This window comes from Chlorogloeopsis sp. ULAP02 (genome assembly GCF_038404745.2).
GTDB lineage: Bacteria > Cyanobacteriota > Cyanobacteriia > Cyanobacteriales > Nostocaceae > Chlorogloeopsis.
Genome location: NZ_JAYKTT020000058.1, coordinates 1 through 24589 on the forward strand (window position 1 = coordinate 1; position 24589 = coordinate 24589).

Annotated in this window: 24 protein-coding genes and 3 pseudogenes; 7 read left to right on the forward strand and 20 right to left on the reverse strand. The window is 38.2% G+C overall.

Going from position 1 to position 24589, the window contains the following annotated elements:
- Nucleotides 1–637: 637 nt before the first annotated feature.
- The 6 genes and pseudogenes from U2718_RS19875 to U2718_RS19900 form a co-directional block, all read right to left on the reverse strand.
- Nucleotides 638–1201 carry a siphovirus Gp157 family protein gene (locus tag U2718_RS19875; RefSeq protein ID WP_342002265.1) on the reverse strand — a complete coding sequence of 188 codons (564 nt, stop codon included), beginning with the start codon at nt 1199–1201 and terminating at the stop codon, nt 638–640.
- Nucleotides 1202–1297: 96 nt separating this feature from the next.
- Nucleotides 1298–1465 (reverse strand): hypothetical protein, encoded by a 168-nt coding sequence (locus U2718_RS19880; protein ID WP_190659352.1) that lies wholly within the window; start codon nt 1463–1465, stop codon nt 1298–1300.
- Between the two features lie 134 nt (nt 1466–1599).
- Entirely contained in the window at nt 1600–1899 is a 300-nt protein-coding gene (locus tag U2718_RS19885) for an HNH endonuclease (RefSeq protein WP_071524687.1), read from the reverse strand.
- 320 nt (nt 1900–2219) lie between these two features.
- Nucleotides 2220–2759, reverse strand: coding sequence for a hypothetical protein (locus U2718_RS19890; protein ID WP_342002264.1), 540 nt, complete (start codon nt 2757–2759; stop codon nt 2220–2222).
- A 135-nt stretch (nt 2760–2894) separates the two neighbouring features.
- Nucleotides 2895–4019 carry a transposase gene (locus tag U2718_RS19895; protein WP_342002263.1) on the reverse strand — a complete coding sequence of 375 codons (1125 nt, stop codon included), beginning with the start codon at nt 4017–4019 and terminating at the stop codon, nt 2895–2897.
- Between the two features lie 99 nt (nt 4020–4118).
- A pseudogene (locus tag U2718_RS19900) lies at nt 4119–4496 on the reverse strand (GNAT family N-acetyltransferase); the annotation flags it as partial.
- Nucleotides 4497–4673: 177 nt separating this feature from the next.
- Between U2718_RS19900 and metG the strand changes: the two are divergent.
- Together metG and U2718_RS19910 are read left to right on the forward strand one after the other, a co-directional pair.
- Nucleotides 4674–6386 carry a methionine--tRNA ligase gene (metG, locus tag U2718_RS19905; protein ID WP_342002262.1) on the forward strand — a complete coding sequence of 571 codons (1713 nt, stop codon included), beginning with the start codon at nt 4674–4676 and terminating at the stop codon, nt 6384–6386.
- Nucleotides 6387–6529: 143 nt separating this feature from the next.
- Nucleotides 6530–6694 (forward strand): hypothetical protein, encoded by a 165-nt coding sequence (locus U2718_RS19910; protein ID WP_342002261.1) that lies wholly within the window; start codon nt 6530–6532, stop codon nt 6692–6694.
- A 156-nt stretch (nt 6695–6850) separates the two neighbouring features.
- Here the strand turns inward: U2718_RS19910 and U2718_RS19915 are convergent, their stop codons facing one another.
- Nucleotides 6851–7333 (reverse strand): hypothetical protein, encoded by a 483-nt coding sequence (locus tag U2718_RS19915; protein WP_342002260.1) that lies wholly within the window; start codon nt 7331–7333, stop codon nt 6851–6853.
- Between the two features lie 679 nt (nt 7334–8012).
- Between U2718_RS19915 and U2718_RS19920 the strand changes: the two genes are divergently transcribed.
- A complete protein-coding gene (locus U2718_RS19920) occupies nt 8013–8267 on the forward strand; it encodes a hypothetical protein (protein ID WP_342002259.1) in 255 nt (84 codons plus the stop codon).
- Between the two features lie 281 nt (nt 8268–8548).
- Here U2718_RS19920 and U2718_RS19925 read toward each other — a convergent pair whose 3' ends face one another.
- From U2718_RS19925 to U2718_RS19950, 6 genes are read right to left on the reverse strand one after another with little or no spacing between them, the layout of a single operon-like run.
- Nucleotides 8549–9244 (reverse strand): hypothetical protein, encoded by a 696-nt coding sequence (locus U2718_RS19925; RefSeq protein ID WP_342002258.1) that lies wholly within the window; start codon nt 9242–9244, stop codon nt 8549–8551.
- A 2-nt stretch (nt 9245–9246) separates the two neighbouring features.
- Complete coding sequence (locus tag U2718_RS19930; RefSeq protein ID WP_342002257.1) at nt 9247–9714, reverse strand: hypothetical protein; 468 nt, start codon at nt 9712–9714, stop codon at nt 9247–9249.
- Between the two features lie 4 nt (nt 9715–9718).
- Nucleotides 9719–10753: a site-specific integrase gene (locus U2718_RS19935; protein ID WP_342002256.1), complete on the reverse strand. Its 1035-nt coding sequence runs from the start codon at nt 10751–10753 to the stop codon at nt 9719–9721.
- Between the two features lie 36 nt (nt 10754–10789).
- Nucleotides 10790–11125, reverse strand: a complete 336-nt coding sequence (locus tag U2718_RS19940; protein WP_342002255.1) for a XisI protein — start codon at nt 11123–11125, stop codon at nt 10790–10792.
- A complete protein-coding gene (locus U2718_RS19945) occupies nt 11113–11526 on the reverse strand; it encodes an element excision factor XisH family protein (protein WP_342002254.1) in 414 nt (137 codons plus the stop codon). The genes U2718_RS19940 and U2718_RS19945 overlap by 13 nt, the downstream gene beginning before the upstream one ends.
- Before the next feature lie 25 nt (nt 11527–11551).
- The gene (locus U2718_RS19950; RefSeq protein WP_342002253.1) at nt 11552–11773 is read right to left on the reverse strand and encodes a hypothetical protein; all 222 of its coding nucleotides are present in this window, start codon (nt 11771–11773) and stop codon (nt 11552–11554) included.
- Nucleotides 11774–11963: 190 nt separating this feature from the next.
- On the opposite strand from U2718_RS19950, the gene U2718_RS19955 reads away from it, so the two are divergent.
- The gene (locus U2718_RS19955) at nt 11964–14210 is read left to right on the forward strand and encodes a Mu transposase C-terminal domain-containing protein (protein ID WP_342002252.1); all 2247 of its coding nucleotides are present in this window, start codon (nt 11964–11966) and stop codon (nt 14208–14210) included.
- Nucleotides 14211–14345: 135 nt separating this feature from the next.
- Nucleotides 14346–15131, forward strand: a complete 786-nt coding sequence (locus tag U2718_RS19960; protein WP_342002251.1) for a TniQ family protein — start codon at nt 14346–14348, stop codon at nt 15129–15131.
- 458 nt (nt 15132–15589) lie between these two features.
- Here the strand turns inward: U2718_RS19960 and U2718_RS19965 are convergent, their stop codons facing one another.
- The 3 genes and pseudogenes from U2718_RS19965 to U2718_RS19975 form a co-directional block, all read right to left on the reverse strand.
- On the reverse strand, nt 15590–15757 hold the full coding sequence (locus U2718_RS19965) for a hypothetical protein (RefSeq protein WP_342002249.1): 168 nt from the start codon (nt 15755–15757) through the stop codon (nt 15590–15592).
- Between the two features lie 55 nt (nt 15758–15812).
- On the reverse strand, nt 15813–16619 hold the full coding sequence (locus U2718_RS19970) for a hypothetical protein (protein WP_342002248.1): 807 nt from the start codon (nt 16617–16619) through the stop codon (nt 15813–15815).
- A 23-nt stretch (nt 16620–16642) separates the two neighbouring features.
- Nucleotides 16643–17551, reverse strand: a pseudogene (locus U2718_RS19975) (chromosome partitioning protein ParA).
- A gap of 314 nt (nt 17552–17865) precedes the next feature.
- On the opposite strand from U2718_RS19975, the gene U2718_RS19980 reads away from it, so the two are divergent.
- Entirely contained in the window at nt 17866–18807 is a 942-nt protein-coding gene (locus tag U2718_RS19980; RefSeq protein WP_342002245.1) for a transposase, read from the forward strand.
- Nucleotides 18808–18875: 68 nt separating this feature from the next.
- Here U2718_RS19980 and U2718_RS19985 read toward each other — a convergent pair whose 3' ends face one another.
- The 3 genes from U2718_RS19985 to U2718_RS19995 form a co-directional block, all read right to left on the reverse strand.
- Nucleotides 18876–19157, reverse strand: coding sequence for a hypothetical protein (locus U2718_RS19985; protein WP_342002244.1), 282 nt, complete (start codon nt 19155–19157; stop codon nt 18876–18878).
- Nucleotides 19158–19285: 128 nt separating this feature from the next.
- Nucleotides 19286–21553, reverse strand: coding sequence for a hypothetical protein (locus tag U2718_RS19990; protein ID WP_342002243.1), 2268 nt, complete (start codon nt 21551–21553; stop codon nt 19286–19288).
- A gap of 557 nt (nt 21554–22110) precedes the next feature.
- Entirely contained in the window at nt 22111–23295 is a 1185-nt protein-coding gene (locus tag U2718_RS19995) for a hypothetical protein (RefSeq protein WP_342002242.1), read from the reverse strand.
- A gap of 516 nt (nt 23296–23811) precedes the next feature.
- Here U2718_RS19995 and U2718_RS20000 point away from each other — a divergent pair.
- Nucleotides 23812–24264 (forward strand): helix-turn-helix domain-containing protein, encoded by a 453-nt coding sequence (locus tag U2718_RS20000; RefSeq protein ID WP_045873776.1) that lies wholly within the window; start codon nt 23812–23814, stop codon nt 24262–24264.
- Nucleotides 24265–24355: 91 nt separating this feature from the next.
- Here the strand turns inward: U2718_RS20000 and U2718_RS20005 are convergent.
- Nucleotides 24356–24589, reverse strand: a pseudogene (locus tag U2718_RS20005) (hypothetical protein); the annotation flags it as partial.

Below are 24589 nucleotides of genomic sequence, written 5' to 3' on the forward strand. Positions count from 1 at the left end.
AGCCAGAACGCTGCGCTCGATTTATTGCTGGTGCGATCGCATTGTGGGATTTTTGGCATAGCAAAGCGTGTAATCCTTCTAAAAGCTGTCGCTAGCGTAGTGCTGTCTTCTGGTATTTGCTGGACATTACCTAAAGCTAAAAAAGGCATGAGGGAGTTATAGCATTACAAGAGCGATCGCTCATGCATGAATGCACGGTATAGTCCCAGACTCTCTTCCTAGTCACTTCTACACGAGAGTGGCGTGTTGTGGTGTAGCTTGAAATATGGTTAGCAAACGCTACTTGCATTTCCAATATAAATATCAGGATAAATAAGCTGCTAAAGCTGTAGATGAGGATGTAGAGAATTGCGTCTAGTATCTCTTGCATTATTTTAAATTTATGTTTTGATATGACTAATAAATAGTAATTTTGAAGCAAGTGAATGATATGAATTCTTTAAGGAATTTTTTCTAGTTGTAATCTTGAAGATACTTTGATTTTTTGATATCAAATAAAAGTGGTTTGATTTTACTCCAACCACTTGATAATAAATTGTAGAAATTGATAGGATATGTCTGTGTTTGTTTGCTTATTTTATTAGGGCTTATGCTCCTAGTTGTGGTTTATTTATTTACGATTTATTTTTCCACCTGATTAAACTTTAAACCGTACCTGCTTACCGATAGTTATCTCAGCAACATTGCTGACATCTTTACCAGATTTGTAGGCTTCGAGGATTGCTTGATTATTAGCTTGGTACTTGATAGTTATAAACTCCGAAGGAAAATCTTCATCATCTACTTCTACTAATAAATTAGCTACTTTAGGCGGGTTGTCCCTAATTTCAATTACCCTTTCCTTACCAATATTTTTGTCAGAGATAAGACCTTTCTCGTGCAACCAAATAAGGGTACGTTTGATTTGCGATAACTGGGTTTTTCGACGCTTGATTACCTGGTCGTGGAGTTCGGCTACTCGCACTTTTCTTTCTTCCCAGGTTTCAAGGTCAAGATTTAACTGGTCAACTACCCAGGCGATCGCATCAATTTTAGTTTCGATACCATCTTGAACACCCATAAGTTCTTGTACGAGTTGTTCTACTTTACCTTCTTCGCCTAACTCGCTTGCTTCTTCTATCTGTGACCAGAGTTTAGCAGCATCTAAGCTTAACTCTTTGAGCGTGAGTTGATTGATTTCGCGTTCAATTGCTTGAGTCATGATTTACTTTTTGATATAAAAAGCCAGTAGCAGTTACCTATTTACCTGCTACTGCTTGTTGACTAGGAAGAGTTGATGCTTGAAGGGAGATTGAATCTAGTACCCGTACCGCAAGTGATAGTAATCTGACTTTTCTTGTGCTAATTCTGCTTCATAGTCATAGTAATCCGCCTCGCTTAGTAAGGTGCTTATTTGTTGAATTTGCTGGGCAGAAGTTACTAATTTTTTGTTAGCTTTTAGATGAGAATTAGTAGTAGTTTTCATGTCTATACAACTTCAATTTTTCAATGAAGTTATTGCGTCAGCAAATGTTGTAATATTGACTTAGAAAGATAATATTTCTTTTTTACCTTTCTCATAACTATCTACTATTGATTTGTCTTTAACCACTGGCTTTTCTACCACAAAGATAGTTGTCCTGGTGATATGTTTCCCCGTCGTCGCGTATGAAACAGCAGATGACAAGCCGTGCATAAAGCCGCGAGATTCTCGACTCGATTATCTTCTGGCAGATAATTCCAATGGTGAACCACTAAAGTTTTAATACTGCGTTCTCTACGATTTAACCCATCTCTTTTATCAGTTGGGCGTAAGCATTGTATACCACAGCGCGTGCATTTCCAGTCGGATTTTGATTTGACCTCAAGTGCGATAGTATCCCAGTTTGAAGAATAGCGACTGCGGGTTTTGCTAGTCATTAATCAGTCCTTTTGGGTTACACAAAAATAATTTTGATTATATCGTTAATATTTATCATAATATACGTAATTTTTTATATTCACTTTGGTTTATAAATTTATTTGCGTAGTTAAGGAACTCTTAACTTTTAAAAAAGGATAAATATGCACTGATTATTGTAATTGAATAACGCAGGTTACGCCAAACATAAAATATAAATCTTTGATATTAGTATGGATTTCTAGCGGAGCAAGCTAATGATTGACGCAGAGGATCTACTAATCTTGCTGTTGCTCCTTTGATGAATTTGATGCAATATTGTTGTTCTTATATTGAGTATTTAAGCAGAAAGTTTTTCGGAAAAATTCACCTGCGACATAACTTGTGTGCGTATTGAATTAGCAGCTGTCTCTGCAATTTCTGCTCTATCAGAATCAGTAAGCAGTACTGCAAGTAGCGATTTGAGAGCTTCGCGGTTAGATATAAACTCTTCACCGTATAAATCATCTTGTAGCAATGTTGCTTCTAAGTGAGGTAATAGCTCAGGCGCAGGAGATAGTAACCGCTCTTTAATGCGTCTCCTTGCAGTCTCTGTTGCCGAAGAAGTACCTACACCTAAATCCCATGTTTCAATTATTAGCCTGATTTCACGGTTAAGTGATACACGCAGCGTTGATAGGCGACCAAATAAAGGAAGGTTGAGCATTAAAGGTGGTAGTGCATTACCCCAATCCAGACCAGCACCAATACTGCAATTGGCTTCATCTTCGATACGAACAGCCTCATCGAGCCATCCTTCACCAAAAAGTAAATCTATAGCTTCTTGGGTTGTTACTGGCTCATTCACCTGAGAATTATTATTTTGCTGTTGATGATTCATAAATTTTCACCTTATCTCCGTCTCAATACACCATACTCAAAGTAAACCAAATTATCGTATTCTTCAGGGCCGCAGTTAAACATATTTTGTTTTTCTTGACATACTCCCCACCATTCAATGGTGGGGATTCTAGGCTCAAACAGCAAATGCAGTTTCAAACCGACTTACATCGCCTAACCCAATGGTTGATGCCCCAACCATTTGAATATTAACTGCGGCGTTTTCATCCCTTCCGTTCATTGACTGACAACCCGAACAACGCCATTCTCTGATAGACAAATCAAGACTTTCTAAAACCTGTCCACAGTGCGAACAGGTCTTACTACTGGGATACCATTGGTCGATGAAAACAACCCTCTTTTTCTTCTTTTTGGCAACCCATTCTAGAATTTGTAGAAACTCACCAAATGCCAAGTCTGATATTTTTCTACCCCAAAGACGTTGCATTCCTTTGAGGTTGAGTGTTTCAAAACATAGCACATCAAACTTATCAGTCAAATGATGCGCCAATTTCCAAAACCAATCACGCCGACGATGAGAAATATCTTCGTATCTGCGTACTAAATTTTTTCTGGCTCTTTCACGATTGATTGAGCCTTTTAATTTTTTGGAATGCTGTCTGCTGGCTACTTTGATGGCGTTGAGGGACTGCTTAAAAAATTGGGGTGACTCAACTTTAGTACCATCTGAGCAAGTGAGAAATGTCTTGAGTCCAAAATCAAACCCCGCTATTTTACCAGTCGTGGACTTGGTTTCTGACTCAGCATAATTATCAACCACTACTACCATAAACAATTCACCCAACGGTGTACGTTTTATGGTTAATGTTTTGACTGTTCCTTCTATCTCTCTAGACTTCCAAAACTGATATACTCGATTCCCAATTTTTACCCTATTGCCTCCCAAAAACTTATAACCAGCTTGTTTTAAACTGAATGATTTGTATTTTTTAACTTTCTTAAATCCTGGTGGTTTAACTCCTTTCTTGTTATGTTTAAAAAACAATTGGTAAGCTTTATCGATGCGTTGACAAATATCTTGTACTGCTTGAGAACCTACGGTTTGCCAAAATGGGTTACGCTTTCTTAATTTGGCAATGTGAGACTGAAGTTTTGCACAACTTAAATGCTTGCCCCACATTCGGTAGTAGCGTTTGTGTAGCGCAATGCAATGATTATAAATTACCCCGGCAGCATTTATCATGCGTTTGAGGTGTCTATTTCTTTTGTGTTGATATAGCTTAAACTTCAGTGTTTTCATATTAATATTTTACCAAAAATATGAAGCTAAAAACTCAAATTATTTTTAAATTAAGCAAAGTTGCCCTTGAAGGGCGAGGCTTTAAACTCATGTTTTTGGTAACCCAACTCTACCTTCATACCCAAGCTCAACACTTCTAATTCTGGCAAAATTTAAAAGTGCTTGACCAACACCTTTGAATTGAGGCGGACGCTGAATTTCAATTCGGTTAGTGGGGGCAGTTGCAATACCATCAACATAAACTAGTCTCTTACCAATATTCAACCGGGAACCGTGCATTTGTGTTTCTATTATCATTAATCCTTGAGTTTTGTTTTCGCACTCAACTGCATAACCTTCAAGATTTGCTTGATTAGAAATATATCTTAATTTAAATATCCAGTCCCAGTATTTATCTTCTTGAGTAAATAACCTTAATTTTTCGAGCCAATCATTTGGGCTGGCTCTTAGCACCAAGGATCTTCGACCTCTTACCAAAACATCCTCTTAACTTGCCTTCGTAGTTCTGTACTTACTATTTGGGCTTTTCTGCCAAAAATGAATGCCCCTGCCATTTTTGGCGCTAAACTTATATTCAGAGATTAAACTTTCTAAAAAAAGTATATATGATCTTCATTGTAGATTTAATAGAATGCTACGTATGAAAACTGTTCATTGAAATCATCACAAAGAAAAAATATGAAATATTTAATCACTAGTGCTTTACCTTACATTAATGGTGTAAAACATCTTGGTAATTTTGTTGGTTCGATGCTTCCAGCAGATGTTTATGCGCGTTTTCTTAGACAAGAAGGTGAAACGGTTATCTTCGTGTGCGCCACTGATGAACATGGTACGCCTGCCGAGATTGCTGCTAAAGAAGCGGGGCTTGATATAGAGAGTTATTGCCAAAATCAACATCAACTTCAAGCAGAAATATATAAAAGTTTTTTACTTTCTTTTGACTTTTTCGGTCGAACTTCATCTAAATATAACTATAATTTAACGCAACACTTTTATAAACAACTTGATAATAACGGTTTCATAGAAGAGCATGAAATAAAACAAATGTACTCTCTTGAAGATGACCGTTTTTTACCAGATAGATACATTATAGGTACCTGTCCCAACTGCGGATATTCGTCTGCTAGAGGCGATCAATGTGAAAATTGTACATCAGTTCTAGACCCAACTGAACTTCAAAATCCACGTTCTGCTATTTCAGGTAGTACGCGCCTCGAAATTCGGAAGAGTAAACATCTTTTTTTGAAACTTTCTGCTCTTAAAGACGAAATTCAATCATGGATTAGCAGTCATAACAATTGGCCTAATCTAACTAAGTCAATAGCAATGAAATGGTTAAATGAGGGACTGAAAGATCGTTGTATAACTCGCGATCTAAATTGGGGTGTTCCAGTTCCGCGTTCAGGATTTGAGGGAAAAGTTTTCTACGTGTGGTTCGATGCTCCTATTGAGTATATAGCAGCTACTCAGGAGTGGGCACTAGAGGATTCAGCCAAGCGTGATTGGAAAACTTGGTGGGATAGAGCAGAAGATGTTAAGTATGTACAGTTTATGGCTAAAGATAATCTGCCTTTTCATACAATTATGTGGCCAGCCATGATCCTCGGAACACGTGAAAAATGGAAGATGGCTGACTATATTAAAGGCTTTAATTGGCTTACTTACTACGGTAATAAATTTTCAACTAGTGCAAAACGCGGTGTTTTCCTAGATCAAGCTCTAGATATTTTACCCGCAGATTACTGGCGTTATGCTCTTATTGCTATGGCACCTGAGTCATCTGATTCTGCATTTACCTGGGAATTACTACAAATTAAGGTAAATAAGGATCTTGCTGATAATCTTGGGAATTTTGTTAACCGGATCCTTAAGTTCGCCTCTACTCACTTCGGTTCGACTATTCCAGAAGGAAGTCCTCCTGGTAACTTAGAGCAAAAGTTGCAAGAGACTTGTAATACTTTTGTGATTCAGCTTAAGAGTTTTCTTAGAAACATGGAATTTCGAAAAGCAGCAGAGACTCTTTGTTCTTTATGGTCTATAGGAAATCAGTATAGTGACGAGCGAGCACCGTGGTTGCTCATTAAAGAGGATCGTGAAGCGGCAGCCCAAGTTATCCGGACTTGTATCAACTTGATATATTTCTATGCAATCATTTCTAAACCATTCATTCCATTGACAGCAGAGAAAATTTTTGACGCATTGAATATATCAGAAGCTGAAAGAATGAAGAGTTTTAGTAACGCTATGGATCTTAACGTCTTGCCTCCAGGTCACTCGTTTAATGTTCCTTCTCCACTATTTCGTAAGTTAGATGATGCCGAAATTAAACAATTACGTATTAAATTTGGGGGTGTTGCTGAGTGAAAGTGTGAATTTCAGGGTTGTGTTGCAAAAACAAAAGTTGACACAAAAAAAAGACGCTACGTAGTAGCCAATGTGCCACTCAAAGAGTCCAAAAGCTAAGGTGTGAATTTTGGGAGAAAGTGAAAGCTATAGACCCGAAAAACTTGGTTTTCATCGATGAAATGGGTGTTTTACTTGGTTTAACACGAACTCATGCTCGAAGCCTTTACGGTCAAAGGGCATATGATTTAAAACCATTTTATCGAGGTGCGAAAGTAACGGTTATTGGAGTAATCAGCTTAACAATTTCGCCAAGCGTGAAGAATTAACGCTCACACAAGGCTAAAATCTCCACTAAATAATTACAGCAGATTTCAAGTCAGGTGAACTACACCAAGTTTTCTGCTGCGGGGACACTCGGTACTTTCAAGCATGGAAGAAAGCAGGCGAATTTATTCGCCGTCTCCATTCTTCAATTCCCATGCTTAGGTTAACGGTAGTTCAGCACCGGAGTCTTCCCCAAGAAGCCAATCGCTATCACTATCAGCATTACCTTCGCCATCCCCTTGAAGATTTAAGGAAGGTATTAGCTGTTCAATTTGGCTTTCAAGTCGGGAGATCGCCAGCGTTAAAGAAGCAAGTTGCTCCCTATCCTTCTTAATTTCATTTGAAATCCCCACCCGCAATTGATTTAACCGCTCCTGGAGGGTATGCACCTCGGTTTTGCTTGCAGAAGGGATGCTCACTTTCTCTGACAGGGCGGCGATTTGAGCTTTCAAAGCTTCAATTTCGGCAGCAGTTGCACTATCTGCATCATCTGGACTCTCTTGGGAGAGTGCTTGTTTAATGCAATCAAGCACAAACTCTTTAAAAGTTAAGCGCAAATCCTCAGCACGCTGCTTGGCCTGCTTCACCAACTCCCGGTCTTCTTCAGACAGAAGTTTTATATTTATCTGCGGATATTCCACCAGTCCCTCGCGCTTTTGTTGTGGAGAAGTGATTTCTAACCAGTTCTTTAACCATTTGCTTCAAGTTCTAATATTTACTTACTCCCCCTACCTCCCCATCTACCTCTACTTCCCTTACTCTTCTCACTACCATCATCGCATACGGGATATCCGCGGATATACGATATAGATTATTTTCAATGAGTAATTTTGTGGTGCTTGGGAAAGAATTATCATAAAGATACCGGGAATTGTGATTTTCTCGGCATCATAATTATCAGTGGGGGTTGGGGATTTAGATTATGGAAAATTTACCTGTCAAAAGCGTGGAATTACTTGCTGTGGAGATAATTTCTCTGCCGTTTGAAAAAGCCTTTCAGATATGATAAGTGTTGATGGTGATAGTATTTTATAGTTGCGTATCTTTGACGTGAAAGTGCAGCGGTTATCTAAGGTAGATACCGACCTATTCAAGGGCTAGCTTTTTAAATCTTCTTAAAAATTTCTCAATGAATACTGGTTTTCTCAAGGAATTTATCGTATCCTAGTTTGGCTGATGTAATTTTTTCAACATCAGACTTCATAAATTATTTTTGTGGATCACCTGATGATTACTCGAAGACTATATTAGTTTGGTTTTGAGTCAATCCTAAGAATCTTGTTTTTCTTCTATAAATGTATATATATCTTGAAAATCTAAATGGACGTACAACTAATCAAAGTAATTGAAAAGCCTATTCTCAAAAAAGAAGAGGAACCAGAACAACAAAATTTTTCAAGCGATACTATTAATACCCAACAACCAACAGTCGATGCAAAGCAAGTGCTAAATGATAAATATAATGAGCCTAATTATACTTCAGTACGTTACTATCCTCTTGTTCAATCTGTTGGCAACTCAGGATGGCAAGTTTCTGAGATTTGGCGGGATATTAGAATAGATAGCTTCTGTTAACCAAAGATATTTCCTGGTAGCTTAATAAGCGTCCCTAGTTGTTTCTTCACCAACAGCACGATAAAAAGCAGCGATCACTGCTTGTCGTTCGCTACGAGTGTGTATCATCGAAAAGCCTTCTCGCTAGTGTGACCCGTCAACTTACTGATATATAAATTATTAGTTATGTAGTCAACGCCACAAGCCTTGATTCAAATTTTCTTTCTTACTTCTTCCCCCTTTTTACTTCTGCCTTCGCACCATCACCAAAAGTGCGGAAAACTCTGAAATTTTTTGCTCTTCTACTGGCTTGATTTAACAATACTTTGAGGGTTATTCCCAATCACCCAAATATCCTCGCTACTATAAAAATCTCCACGCTGTTCTAATAGAAAACCACCCAGCAATAACCCTAGCCATACCTCCACCATTGGCATCTTCAACGCACATTGTAATCTCACCAGAGAAATTTCGTCTTTGGTTTGTGCAAGATATAAGCCGATCGCACCGAGCCAACGCCCGACATCTTCATCACCTGCTAATTTGTGAACATCTTCCACACAAGTAACTTCCTCTAGCATTGCTAGGACATTCTCTTTTTCTACAGGGGCTGCTACTGATTCACTATTTTGAACTGTGTGAGAAAACTGATGTGGCCCATGTGGTCTAAAAGTTTGCTCGATTGGTGGTTCAAGCAAATCTTCTAACTCTAGGCGCATTGTCGTTCGCACTAAGCCTGCAAAGATATCACTGCTAATAACTGGACCATCAGGACTATTACCAGAGCGTACATCTTCTAGCAGTAAGTCGGCACGGGATTTGAGAATATCTGCAATTTGATAGAACGCTGCGGCTGCGGTTGATAACTGTTCTTCTGTTGATAAATTCTCTAGTTCAACATCCAAACAATCCCATACCCGAGCAAGTGAAGATGTTAGGGGGGCTTCTGACATCTCATCAAGTAAATCCCAAATAGTTAATTGCAGGTATGCGGTCATCACTATAGCTCTGGATGTAATGGGCAAGGACGCACTGGGCAATGAGATGGGCTAATTTCAAACATATCCTTGTATTGATAGAGCGAAATATCATATTGTTTAGCAAATGCCTGCAATACCTGATCTGTATAGGCACGTATCTTGCCTGCCGTTAGCCCAAAGCAGTGAATTGGCTCTAAGCGACAAACTGGTTTTTGTCCTAGCCACAGTTCTGCACCCAGAGCATGTAATGGCTTATCCCCTGGTTCTTTATATAAGTACAGTACAGCGAAATATGTTGCTGGTGCTTCGACCGTAATCTTATCTATTTGTGCTGAATTATCATCACTTCGACGACGGTAAAACGAACGGCGATTATGGCACACTTTGGGATTCCAGCATTTGTCTCCCTCTGGCCCATGCAGTACTTTTGCTTTCGATGTTGGCAAAGAGGCGCACAATTGGCACTTGGGGTCTAATGGTTTAGGCATTCCCCTACTCCTGTTGTTGCTCTTCGCCTATGGCACGATAATATGCAGCGATCGCCGCTTCTTGTTCACTGCGGAGTGTATAACATCGAAATGCTTTCTCGCTAGTATGTCCCGTCAGTTTACGGGCATGAGTGGGATCAACCCCTAATAGCAGTAAATCAGTGGCGTAAGTATGCCGGAATTGGTGGGGATGCAAATCCTCAATGCCTGCAAGTTCACCTATTTTCTCTATCGCAAAGTAAATGCCGTGATAACTTAAGCGATCGCCCTTATATGACGCATGGTGTGAAATCATCAATGGACTAAGGCTGTTTAGTTCTTCACCTTGCTCCAAGCGCCATTGCAAATATTCTGTTAACACTTGACGACTTGATTGACGCAAAGGTACTAGGCGCGGTTCGTTCGTTTTGGTATCCGGCAAAAACAGTAGCTTACCATCGAAGGAGCCAACATTTAGCTGCACAATTTCTCCAGCGCGTAGTCCGTGGCTAAGAATGTGAACTAGCGCAGTATCACGTTGTTTTGTTTCTCCAAGCAATTCTAAAGCTGACAACACCCGTTCCATCTGTTCTGGTGTTAAACTCTGGGCGGGTGGCAGTGGCACTTTTTCCAGTTTTATGCTTAGTGTCGGATTGGTAGCAATTATGTCAGGATAGGCTAAACACATCCACTTAAAAAAGCTCTTAAGAGCGGCAATTCCAGCATTGATGCTGCTTTTGGAAAGAGGTTTATTCCCATCAGTTCGTACCTCTTGCATTAAATATTCTTTGTACTGTCCAAAGTGTCGTGGACGTAACTCATGATAATGTAGCTCAGTCCAAGCCAAAAACCGCTTCAATTCTCGTTCATATAATTTCCGAGTGTTAGGCGCAAGGTTGGTGCTGCGTAAGAACTCCAGCACTTTTACAAGGCGGATATCGGTTGGTTGTGCTATTTTTGCAGGTCTTTTACTACCTCCTGTTCCGCTATTAACTGCAACATCTTCAATTGGAATTAATTTAATAGCTGGTAATCCTACACTCTCCACTCTTTTTTCCATACAAGTAGAATTTTTGGGGTAATTGTAAGAGAGGATTTATTCCACAGCAAATCCTGATAATTGACGCATTTTAGGTGTATGAAACCCGATGACAATATCTTGCTTAGGTACACCCATTTCTATTAGTTCTAAAGCAATATCTACTTCCGTCGTATTTTGTTGAATCCAAATTTTATTATTCTTAATATCTAGGTGCATGATCGGGCCATAAATCCGCTTTTGATTGTTCCATCCCAAACTAATAATTTGATAGTGGTCATGCTCTGTATCAAAAATTTGTTCGACTTCTACATCCCCATAACTAGGTTTATAATTTAGATATTTAGTTAATAGTTGCATTATTTTTGAACGGTATTCATTTAGTTTATCCATTGTTCTATTGACTCCGTATCAACATTGTAAATAATCAGTTTTAATTTGTTTTCGTTGATGACAATTTGAATAAAAGGTAAATTAAAAAAATCGTTATAAATTGCTAATGGTACAGCTAGATATAAATTTCTATTTGGATCTTCTGCACGCAATGCAGTCCGATAATTAATAAATTGTCCTAGTGCCATGTGAAATTCTGAAATTTTCGAGGCACTTACAAAATTTTTAATTTCAACTGCAATTTTTTCTCCAGCTTTTTCCGCAGCTAGTAGAAGTTCAGCCCCTAAATCAATCTGAATATCAACTCCACCACACCTAATAGTTAGCGGATCATCTGTAATTAACCAACCATCTTTCTCTAATGCAGACCTCACAATATTATGAAATAAATCACGAGCCATATGGACACATACTTTAGATTAATTTTCAACTAGAAGTCATCTTAGATGATGCTAATTTCATAAAAAAATCTAGAACTTCTTGATAAACTTCGGGAATATTTATAGCCTCTGTACTAACTTGAGGTTGTTGTGTTGTTTGCCCTGGCTCAATATCTACCAATCGCCACAGCAATTCGGGTAAACGATTTTGCACAGGTTCTAAACGCCCGGCTAGTTCATCGGATATTTGAATTGTTAGTTTTGCCACGCTTTAAACCATCAACTGAGTAAGTTGCTCATATTATGCTTACAATTACAACGTAATACAAGACTACAACACAAAATAAGTACAAGTTAATTTTTTTGGGATTCCTAAAAATAGATCTTAGACAACCTATTAGTTTAGAAAGCTCAATTTGTATGAGTCAAATGGCGCTATCTATGGTGGAGTTCTCTATATGAGTAGGGTGAAGCTATTTCAAGGTTTGCGCTTTTGGTTAAAAGGTAGAGAATACATTATCAAACAGCGTTTAAGTGATGGCAACTTGCAAATTTATGATGTCATCAAACAGAACGTTTCCAGCATATCTCAAAGTGAATTAATCCAATTATTTTTCAAAGATGAGTTGGAATTCGACCATCTGCAAGTAGATCCTACAGGAGTAGGAAAGAAAGATTATACTGGGGCGGATTTTACACAAATTCCTCTAGAGTTAAAACAGGAGGCTATAAGAAGAGAGAAATACACAGTTGCTGTGTTAGAAAAAAACGAAACTAAGCGCTCCAAAGAATTCTTATTGAAAATCATAGAAGAAATTTCTCACAACATTAATGATTCTCAGCCTCCCAGTCACATCACACTTTACCGCTGGCTAAAAAGTTATGAAGATTCAGGTCAGGATACTCGTTCATTAGTCCCAAATTATAGGAGCAGAGGAGATTACAGACCAAAGTTAAAAGCTGAAGTTAACCAAATTATAGAAAAGGCAATTGCGAAAATTTATCTAACTCCATTTAAAGCCAGTGTCGATGCTGTCTATGATGAAGTTATTGCCAATATTGAGCAAGAAAATCATCATAGAGAAGAAATTGGTTTAGAAAAATTAGTAGTACCGCATCGCTCAACTATCTATCGTTATATTCTGAAACTAGAACCATATGCAAAAGCTAAAGCCAGATATGGACAGAGAGGAGCAGACAGAATCTATGCTCCAGTTAAACAATCTCTGCGAGTGAAGCGACCATTGGAAAGGGTAGAAATTGACCACACAAAATTACCATTTTTTGTGGTAGACAATGAAACTCGTTTACCAATAGGAACTCCAGCTTTAACTTCTGCTATTGATAAATATTCAGGTGTCGTTGTTGGTTATTATCTTAGCTTTGAACCTTTCAGCTCATTAAGTGTAATGCAATGTCTGCTGAATGCCATTCGACCTAAAGATTATGTAAAGTACAAATTTCCGCAAATACAGAACACATGGTCTAGCTATGGATTAATGGAGACATTGGTAGTTGATAATGGCAAAGAGTTTTATAGCGAACATTTTAAAGATGCCTGTACTCAACTGCAAATTCACATTCAATATACGCCACCTAAAATGCCTTGGTATAAAGCTGGTGTAGAAAGATTTTTTGGAATGTTGAACACGAAGATTTTAGTTGGACAACCTGGACATTTTCTCATAGATTTTACCAAGCAATATGATTATGATCCTCAAAAGAACGCGGTAGTGTCTTTTGAGGCTTTACAAGAGATGCTGCATATATTTATTGTTGATATTCATAATCAAGATGCTCATCCAGAATTTTTGTGTCCGCGTAATGAAGTCTGGGAGAAAGCGATATTAGAGTATCCCCCAGCCTTGCCACCATCTAACAAAGAGTTAAGAGTTTTGTTAGGACGTATTGAGAAAAGAGTGATATCCAGAAGGGGTATAGAGTTTGAAGGTCTTTACTACAATAGCCCCGAACTTGTGCGGTTACGGTCTTATTTTGAAAAGGAAGATAAGAGAAAAACTTCTGGTAAACAGTTAACAGAAAAAGCCACAATTAAAGTAGATCCTGTTGACCTGGCTCATATCTATGTTTTTGACCCCGTATCTGACAATTTTATCGTCATACCTGCTGTCTCTTATGAGTACACCCAAGGGTTGACTCTTTGGCAACACAAGGTGATTAAAAATGTGGCAGCGACTGAGTATAAAAAGGTAGATATTGTTGCCCTAGCCTTAGCCAAGAAGAAAATTCAAGAGATAGTAGAACGGGAATGGCTTTTGACTAAGAAAGGTAAAACCCGTACTGCAATGGCTAGATGGAAAGGTATAGGAAGAGAAGAGTTAAAGATAACTCACAATGAATACCCAGCGTCAGAGAAGTTGGCAGAAAATATTAGTGCTGAGGTTTCAGTATCTGAAGAATTCAATAACAAGAGTGCAATGACTGGCATATCTGACCTTGGTAGTGCTTTTAACTTATATGAAACATCACAGTCTGATGAAGAAAATAGGTTATTAATTAACTCTAATCAAGTTGAGAAAAATTTAGATTTAGATTTGAATTCACCTGAAGTTATGCTGAAAACCCCAAAAAAGCGAAAAACTAGCCCTAAGAGAAAATCTGCTGATGAAGTAAATACCACAGTTTCTAGTAATGACAAAGTAGTTGATGAATGGAAACCAGATTTATCTGGATGGGATAAATGATGAATACCTCAGATGTGAAACTAATGTTGATGTTCAGCAAGAATCGTCAATAATAGGAGCTAATAACCAGAGAATCAAGGCTCGGAATAAGTCTAAAAAAGCCTCGGAAATTTTACATAAATAGGGAGAGTATGCTTGTCCACAGATAACAAGCTTTTGCGCCGACCTCGCCCATACTCTGATGAAAGTCTAGTTGGCTATATTGTACGACTTGCTGATAGTAATTACTATTCATCTCCTCAATATATTTTGAAATTTTCTCAGTTAAGGAATACAGGCAGATATGCCAACATATTTTTTCCTCAATTCGATAATTTATCTTTACTTAGCTATATTACTGAAGTATCAGAAAGTAGCCTTTGGTCAATGGCGTTTATTTCTGTAAATTCTTGCAAGAAAGAATTCATTTATGCATCTGTAGTTCAAGCATTTAGAGAAAATATTTTGACAACATTACTTCATAAACAAGGCCCAGGATTATGCTCTGTTTGTTGGCAATCATCCCCTTATTATCGTCAAGTTTGGCATTTATTTAGTGTCACAGCATGTCCTTTCCATAAATGTTTGCTGATTAATACTTGTGATCAATGCCTTGAACCGATTAAGTTTTTTAGGTCTTCTTTACTTAAATGCAAGTGTGGGTTTGATTTACGTGATTCTGAGGTGAAAAATATTAATGCCGAACAGTTTGCTTTATCACATCAAATTTATAAGTTATGTCAAGTGCCTAATATAGATTCAATAGATTATCGTCAGGAGCTAAACTATTTAGAGAATTTAGAAAATCAAAATGACAATCAATTATCAAATTATAATTACGAACTATTTGAAGGTTTAATAGCTCAAGATACAATAATCCCTAATCAGATATTTTTCCCTTTTTTGGGGTTAGAGCGATCGCTTAACTGGAGGAGAAAATAGGGATACGTATAATCCCTTATTTGTCTATGTATTATTTAAAACTAAGTTGGTGTGGCTTTAAAAAACTCCTCGGCAATGAATTGCGATCGCTTGCAGGTATATTAAACCTACATGGCTATCAAATTTTTATTCAACCATTGAGTCCGAAACAAATCAGCTACAATCCTTATACAATAATCAATTCAGCCCTCAGTTGTTATTTTGGCGGAAAATTTCATTAAGTCTGCGAATTTGGTAAGTAAATTTCACTTAGTCTGCAAATCCAGTTTCACTAAGTCCGAAATAAATCCGCCAAAACGCTTATCCTTGCGTTCAGAAAGTTTCATTAAGTCTGCGAACCGACAAAACGACAACGAAAACCAAACATGAAGCTCATCGTTGCTCCCTTCCCTGATCAACAACGAGGCACACCTGAATTTTTCTTTCAGCCACCTTCTCAAATCCCCTTGACAACTGCCTCACAACCTTAACTTGTGACCAATGGTTGTACCTAGTTCCGCGTATAGGTTAAACAAGGGGTCATCAGGTCGAACACCTAATTTAAGTATCCAATCAGTGACCTCTGCTTTCTTTTCTTCAGAATATTCTGCAATAACTTTTTCAACAACTTTTGCAATATTGGTCATAGGTTGTTTAAACAGTTAATTGAAAACCTCACTGTCAATTTGGTAAAGCTAATACTTACCATTCTTCAGATTCAATATCTTGATTTACATCAAAATTGGAAGGATTTTGTTGATTTGTACCTACAGAAGCTAGTTCTGTACAGTGATTACCTAATCCTAAATAATTCAAAGCAATCTCATTAAAAACAATAGAATTATTAAAATTCTCTATCCAGTTGAATACTATTGAACGCTGAATAGTATTAAGAGGCGAGTTAGTTTCAATAAGTTGAGCATAGGGTAAACCAGTATCCTCAAGCAACTCGTAAAATTCGTTATGCAATCCCCCCAAAACTAGCTCCAAGCCATTTAATTTTTTAATATCAGCTTGGAATTGACTACCTTCATAGTATCGAAATTGCTTGCCAAAGTAATAGTTTTTGATAACAACATAGTCAACTTGACTACCAAAATGCTGGTATAAATCCTCAAGATAATCTTCAACACAGTCTTTACGATGTGATATCGGGTGCAAGAAAGTAACACGATATCCGAAATGGTTAAGATTTTCTATCAGTGAAACATCTTTATCAAAAAACTTGAACTCTTGATGGTTTTGACCTGGCATATCTGTCAAAACTACATCAATATTTGGAAACATTTCTAAGTCCAGTAATAATCTATCCGAATCGCCCCTAGACAATCCCAAATGGTTTATTTCAAAACCTTTTGTTTTATACATCGATAGCTTGTTACGATAACCGTGGTAGAAAACACGCGCATTGCATTTACTTTTTAAGTACAATTCCAGCAAGAGCCTAGAAACTGTGGACTTACCCACACGAGCATCACCCGATGTAATTACAAAACGCTTTCCAAACATAATCAAACAAGCAAACTATTCAATTAAACAGCTATATCTTGAGATGTTAAATTTGCATCTTGGTTTTTAGCTTTTTCTTTTTCTTCGTTTTCTCTAAGCTCTTTAGACTTTTCCACAACTGCTGGATAGTAACAGTCATCTGGTTGTATATCAAAACCCAATAAATTAAATGCTGGCTTAATTTGCGCTTCAAACTCAGCAAGCCAAGATTTAATTCTTGACTTAATAACAATATTTGTCTCTCTATGAGTCTGACCTTCATTAAAGGTTAAAGCATGGCGGTCAAGAAAGTCATAAGACTTGTAGAATAAATCTGGCATTACAAGTTCTATCAGACCTTCTGCAAGCATATTCTGACGTAGAGAAGAGTCATTATATCGCTCAAACTTTTCTTCTTCACCATGAAATAGATTTTTGACTACAATATAATCTACTTAGTCTTTACAAAGTTCACGAAGTTTTTCTAAAACATTTATAGAGTCAAGAACTCTACTAATCACTGAAACCATTGTCACTCGACAATTAATTTCAGTTTTCAGAACTTCAAAAAATGCAAGCTCTTTGACCTAACTTTCAAAGAAACCTCCAGATTGTGCAGGTAAGTCTAACAATGTGATAGGACAATCACTCTCATCTAGATTAATTAATAAATCGTCAGCACCACCTCTATGAAAAATATCGATATAACGTATTATAGGGCGGTAATCTTTCTGAAAATGTCTTTCTATTTGAGGATTTCTCAAGTCAGCTTCGTAAGCAACACAGGGTAAATTTTTATTGACATAAAGTTGAAATATTGCTCGCGCAAAGGTACTTTTACCTACGCCACCTTTATCACCTGTTATAATTATCAGTCGCTTTTGAGGCTTACCATTAGTATTGGAGGAAGTATTATTTGACATGGCTGGTTGTTCTTTATTTTTTCGAGGCATAATATTATTTACAAGGTAACTAAACTTTGTTGTGTTAGGTTAATGTAAATCTAAATTTTTAATTTCGTAAACAAAAATAAAGAAATCAAATTAATGAAATAAAGAAATTATCAACTATATTGCTCAATCAAATTTTTCTAATTTATTTTGAATAAACTACTCTAAGTATGTAACCTCTCGCTCAAAAAGCCAAGCAATAAAATTCCACATTAAACCAACATTTGTTGATATGTAAATTAGTCATAAATTTTATGTCGTTTAAAGTTACTTGACTTTCAAAAAGGGCATTATAATATTTTGATCGGAAATAATCTATGAGTGAAGTACGAGCTGATTATGATGGTGCTTGGAAGGAAGGTGTAGAACAATATTTTGAAGCGTTTCTTGCATTCTTCTTTCCAGAGATTCAAGCAGAAATTGATTGGGAACGAGGCTATGATTTTCTCGATCAAGAATTGCAACAATTGATAAGAGAATCTGAAATTGGTAAACAATTCGTCGATAAGCTAATCAAAGTTTGGCTAAAAGATGGAAAGGAAACTTGGTTGCTGATTCACCTGGAAATCCAAAGCCAAGTAGATACCAACTTCCCTAAACGGATGTTTTCTTACCACTACAGAATCTTTGACCGTTATAACCAAGAAGTTGTTAGCTTGGCAATTCTGGGGGATAATCAAGCAAACTGGCGACCGCAAGAATATAGTTATGGTCGTTGGGGATGTCACTTGAGTCTTCAGTTTCCCATTGTGAAACTACTGGACTATGAATTTCGTTGGTCAGAATTAGAACAAAGTGATAGTCCTTTTGCTGTACTGGTGATGGCGCACCTGCGGACACAAGCGACAACTCAAGATTTAGCAGGCCGATTGCAGTGGAAGTTGAGCTTAATTAAACGAATGTATGAGTTAGGCTATAGTAGAGAGAAAATCCAGCAAATCTTCCGGTTGCTAGATAGATTAATGACTCTACCGCCGGAGTTAGACTTAAATTTTAAAGCCGAATTAGATCGTTTTGAGGCTGAACAAGAAATGACATACATAACAAGCATAGAACGCATAGGCAGAGCGCAGGCTATCCAGGAGTCGATCGCTGAAGTTCTAGAAGCTAGATTTAATCAAGTTCCCCCTGGATTAATTGAGCAAGTAAATAAAATTTATGAGCTTGATAAACTCAAGCAGTTGTTGAGACGGGCTAGTATTACAGAGTCAATTTCTGAGTTTGGGCAACAATTAAGTCAAGAAAAGAAAGATACATAATTTTAAAGTTGCACGGAACAGTGACCGTATAGTCATAAATCCTAACTACCAGCTAACTTTTTTTGCTTTCAAATACAAATTAACTCCCCAATCAAATCCGCTGCCCGCTCTCCATATTTTTGTTGAATAGCATCCCTGTAAGGCAAGCAATCTTCACTTAAAAAGTCACGAATAAATAGAGAAAAATTAAATCCTCTTTTCGAGTCCACGTATTCTGCTAATTCAATATGAAACAACAATTTAAATTCATCCTCTCTTTGTTTCAGTGCTGAATATTTAGTTAAATTGTTGGCTTGGAAGATTGGTTCAACTGCTTGATTAAACAGTTTTTCCATTAAGATATCTTTCATATCTCCTTCTATATTTTTGTACCAAATTTTACTCACAAGTATAATAACTTCTGTAAAGCTGAATCACCTCTTTTTGTGCAGTTAAAGTCTAAAATACCAAACATCTTACCGCCTGATGTCCCTCATCTTTACCAAAATTTTTCGCTCTCTAACTCCAAGGAAAATGGTAAATATCCAGGATTGGCAGTCGCCCACTCCTTAGCTTCTGCAATTAGAGTTTCGTTACCCGAATCGAGGTAGAATTGCATTTTGGCACGTTGCTCTAAGCGATCGCGTTCTTGAGCGCTGAGAATATGTCCCGTGATTACGCAGTATTGGCGCACTTTAGCCCTAGCTTGGGTTAAAGCCATTAGCCGTAGTTTTGTCACTCGCTTGAGTTCCTCAATGCGGTAAGAAACATCAGCAGCCTCTCCACCAACAGATGCAGTCTGCAACCCGTTATTGGCACTTTGGAGTGATGATTCTGCTGTCACTCTAGCGGCTGTTGAATTACCCTCGGATGCACTTTGCCGCCCATTGTTAGCAATATCCTGTGGTGGTTCTGGTGCAACCGCAGCAGGTATCGAAACTACACCCAGCCCGTTATCCTCCCTGTTAGATAAGTTTTGATTATCAACTTTTGACAACGTGCCGGAGCTACAGGAGTATATAAAATCCTGATGAAAACTAAATTCATTTGGTTGTAAAATGTTTGTATGAACTGAATTCTCTAATTGATTGCTGGTTTTATTTGAATTAATTTCAGCAGTATTAGAAGAATTTATGAATTCAAGATTTTCCACAGGCTGGACAACAGCTGAATCTGACTGAGAAACATCGAGTTGTTCAACTACCACTGCTGACTCCAGCCCTTGGGGGGCTGTAGCAGCAGGAGGTAAACAAAAAATCTTTATATAGGAAAAATGCCCGTAATTATGGATTTTATTAAGGCTTCCAACATTTTGTTCTGAAAATGGGTTTTGAAAACTATTAAATTGCCCGTTCTCTCTTGATTGATAAGGGTTTAAGCTATTTTCTGCCCAAGGGTCTAAAATGTAGCGTGTGGGATGCCACAAATGTAAGTGCTTTTGTAGAGTCTCTTGGGAAATAGTTTTGTTAAAGCGACGTTTATACTCAGCACGTATAGCTTTTGCCCGTTCAGTAGCCCCTGCTGGTAACCCACTACCCCACTCTATTGCTGTTACTACTATCTGGATGCGTCTTTGGGCTTGTTGGCTGCGTTCCCAGTTCTGCTGGTGGCGACGGTCAAATAAAATTACGTTATCTTTGGGTTGATCGATCCTGCTAACCCCTGCTATGGCTTCTGCAAATGTGTTGGCGAATGTACCCAACAGCCGTTCGGGATAACTCACGTAGGCACTGTACCATTTGTTACGAATTGTGCATTCTACCCAATGCCGTACTCTAGCTTCGATTTCATGTTGGTGTCTGCAATATTGCTTATAGCCAGGGGCGTTAATTGCGGTGGAAAGGCAAAATTCGACTAATTTATCGCCTCTTAAGTCTAGAAAGACGATTCCGTAGCCTGCAAAGATTTGTAGGAGGGTGTTTGTTTGTCCTTGTCCTGTCCAACCGATCGCAATTGTTTCTTCCCAGTTGGCACGCCACTGTGCAGCATCAGCAGACTCTTGCTTACGATATCTCTCCTGTGAAATTTGTTTTTTGGCTTTGTTCGCTACCCGTTTTAATTTGGTTAAATCTTGCCGACTGGCCGCGCGATCGCAATAGTCGAGGAAGATAGAAACGGAGTCGCTAATTGGTTGTAGATCTTCATCAAGTAAAAATGACCCACTACCTGGTTGCATGGGACAACGGATGGCTTTGTAGTTGGTTATTTGTTTGGCACTATATGGTTTAGTGTTGGGGAAGATTTCTAAATGTCCTTGGCGCAGAATAAAGCCTGCATTTCTCAAAGTAATTTCTAAGGCGCAAGCAACGGCAAAGGTAGGCAGAGGAGATGCAAAGTTTAAAATCAAGTGATAACCACCACTAAAGCTGGACTGGAGAATGACGATATCGACTATGCCAATGTCCTCTAGTGCGGCTTTGATACGATTTATTGATTCAATGTTATGGTAGTCGCCACCAAAGTCTAAATCGATTGTGGCGTAACGGGTTGTGTTGTCAAAACGCAGACCTACTAATTTTGACTTATCTTGGTGCAGCTTCCACAGTTGAGAAGGTTGCAGGTAGTAATCGATGGTACGCCATGCTGGTTTTGCACCTTCTACTAAAGAAGGGGCAACTATCGCCCCAAATGGATGCCAAAAACGCTCTACGTAGCGTTTACCCAAAGATTCTGCGGGTAGGTGGGGTTTGATTTTCTTTTTTGCAGGCTGCGAAAGACTTAATTGGGGCCTGTTATCAACATCTGCCCCGAAATCTTCTTGGAACATGAGTGACTGTCCTGATGGTTTTAGTGCATCAGGTAGCCTCGCTGTTGGTCAAAATGTGTTAGCCTAAATTTGAAATTTTTGTTTTATTAAGAAGCGGTTGGTTATCCGCTTGTTGGAGGCGACTGGTAATCGTCTCATGGTTGAAAGCAAACAGAGGTTATACTTGTTTAGGCTTAGACATACGTAGGCTTAGGCTAAGATTTAGTCCAACACGCTTCACCAACAACAATGCGGCTACCCAACTTTTTTTTGAGAGCTATTTAAATACGTCAGTTCTAGCGAAGTTGCGACTAAATCTAGAAAATAGTTTTGGAATAAGAATGCAAAGCTAGTAACACCTAAAAGTGTCACCAAAAACTGACAGAGGTTAGTACAATGGGTGAAGATGAAATTACACTCCACCAACAAATTTAAAAACAAAAAACAGTCAAATATATCCATACGAGTTCGGCACCCAAAATATGAACTCGTACTGCAATCAGTATTGAGATGCTAATCTATTAGGTAACGTTAAATTGTGGGATAAATTCTCTGCTAGATTAACTGCTCACAGCTACCTATGCAGCACGAATATTATCCTTTTTTCTATTTGTAGACACTTCCATTGCTTGCATTTGGTTCTTATAATCCTCCCAAGTTTTTTCAAATACGTCAGACTCATACATCCGCAATAAAACCTCCTCTTTATCAGTTAAATTTGGGAGTTTTAACAACTCAGCTAAAGATACCTGAACTGGGAAAACATCACTAAACTTTTCCATTAAGTGAAGAATTCTTGCTCTCTGTTCAGCAGATGGTTCATCTTGCAACTCTGCATCAATCTGTCGCGGACGTAGATTCACGATTTCTAGGTTCATATTTACTAAATTCCTCAATCCAAACACAACAAATTCATTAGTTATACCTATAACACGCCCCACGATTTCCAACTCTGTCCGCAGTCTTTCCTTAAATTGATATACTTGACCAACTTGGAAACGCCGAAACGGATTGCGATCGCCATTCCGCATCCAAGCGATACCATCACTTATACTACCTATCTCATCTGCTTCAATCAGGTCTATCACCTGGTCACAGATATCTTGATTGCAAACAAACTTGTAAGCTGCATCAATACTCCGGTTAAATTCCGCCTCCAGTGCAACAACTGCCTTAAATTTTTGCAGTTCCCTTAATTGAGAAATATATTCAAATACTTTTTTACCCTTGTGATAACTACCAACGCTTATCCTTAGATTCTCTGAAACCTCCTGAATCACAGGTTTACCTTTCTTTAATTGAAATTGATTCTCATCTATCGAAGTGTTCAAATTTGAATACTTCGTTTCATTCAAACGACGGGCACTTTCCCGTTGTCTTTCTTTCGCTTGGGGACGAAGTACGCTCTCCCAGTACTGCCCTTCGTGAAATTTCTGGTAATGGGTCTTCCCGCCTTCTCGATGAAGATTAAAATCAAGCACTAATTTCAAATCTTCTTCAGGCGAACTAGACTCGACAAATTCCACCTTCACAGCAGAAATTCCCAACTGGCGGGCTATCTGCAAGCGGCACTTACCTGCCAAGACAACATTTACACCAGTGCGTGCAGATACCTTTAAAGATTCCAGAATCCCTTTTTCCGAGATACTTTTTTCCAAAGCCGGACGATCCTCATATTCACCATATATTTCTATCAGCTTCGGATGAACGACCAACTCCGTAGGAGAAATATATGTAATTGCCGGATTATGCACCTCAGACATATCGATACTCCGGGTCACAAATTGCCTAAAAAAGATAAGTTCAATTTTGAAAAGCTTAAGCAGAAAGTAGAAAAACTCACGCAGCAAGACTGATGGCACTTTCTACAGTGAAAGTGATATTATTAAAAAATAATTAATTTTTGTAAATAATGAACAATTAATTATCAAACAATCTCCCGAAGAGAATTTTTGCAGTAGAAAACTATTATTATTAACCCATTTAAAACCAATTTCATTGAAGAGATATTTTTTGGTGTTATTTTTGGGAAAAATACATCTACCGAAAGAAAGATTTGTAAAACTGGCTAAACTCATGATATGATGTCTCTAGTTAATTAAATTGACAAAACAATGTTCCGCCTTGTTTTACTAACAGGTGGGCTTGTTTTCTCCTCAAAGCCCTGGTGCAAACAGGGCTTTGGGTGGTTTTTTAGAAAAAATGAACGCTACAAAAAGAGTATATCAGGCTTCATTCCATTTGGCAAAATTGTACAGTAAAGAGGGGTAAATTTTTAGATGCCTCATCTTCAGATATTAAATTCCCTTGAAAAACAAGCACTAGAACACATAGCGGCAACGAGCAGCGATGAAGTTAGCAAAAGAGCGAAAATTCTGCTAGGGCTAAACGAAGGCAAAAAATATGTAGCTTTAGCCCAAGAGATTGGTGTAACCGAAAACTCAATAGCAAAGTGGAAGAAAAGATGGACATCAAGTACCATCTTGTCAGAAACCCAGGAATCGGCGATCGCAAAAGCTAATGAAGTATTGGGTGTCAACGTAGGCAGACCTAAGAAGTGCAAAAGTACAGAGGCAAGCAAAATTGTCGAAATCAGCGAATGGAGCAAGAACCGAAAACCGAGTCGCTCAAAGCACCACTACCATATGCAGGTAGCAGAAGAAGCCGCTAGGAGAGGTTTACCAACACTATCGCCAAGAAGTATAGGACGCATTTTAGAAGCTCAACCTTAATAGAAAGAGTCATCAAGCAAGTATTATCCTATCCCAAGGGAGTAGTTTTGCAATCCCAGTTTTTACCGAGGCTTTTCACCAAATTTTAATTCTAAGCAAGCATTTCCACACACTCGACCACTTGAGCAGAGGTCACTTGTTGCGCGATCAGAAAGTCAACGAGTCCATCAAGTTTTTTACGGTTGTAGACGGTAGAATAGCCTTGGATTCGGCGTTCTTTGCAGAACTGTCGCAGGTTCCGCGCACCTAAATCCAAAAGCTTCTTCCTTTCTTCCTTAACGTCTACCAGCACAAGCTGTCTAGCTTCATCCATTCGGAACAAGTT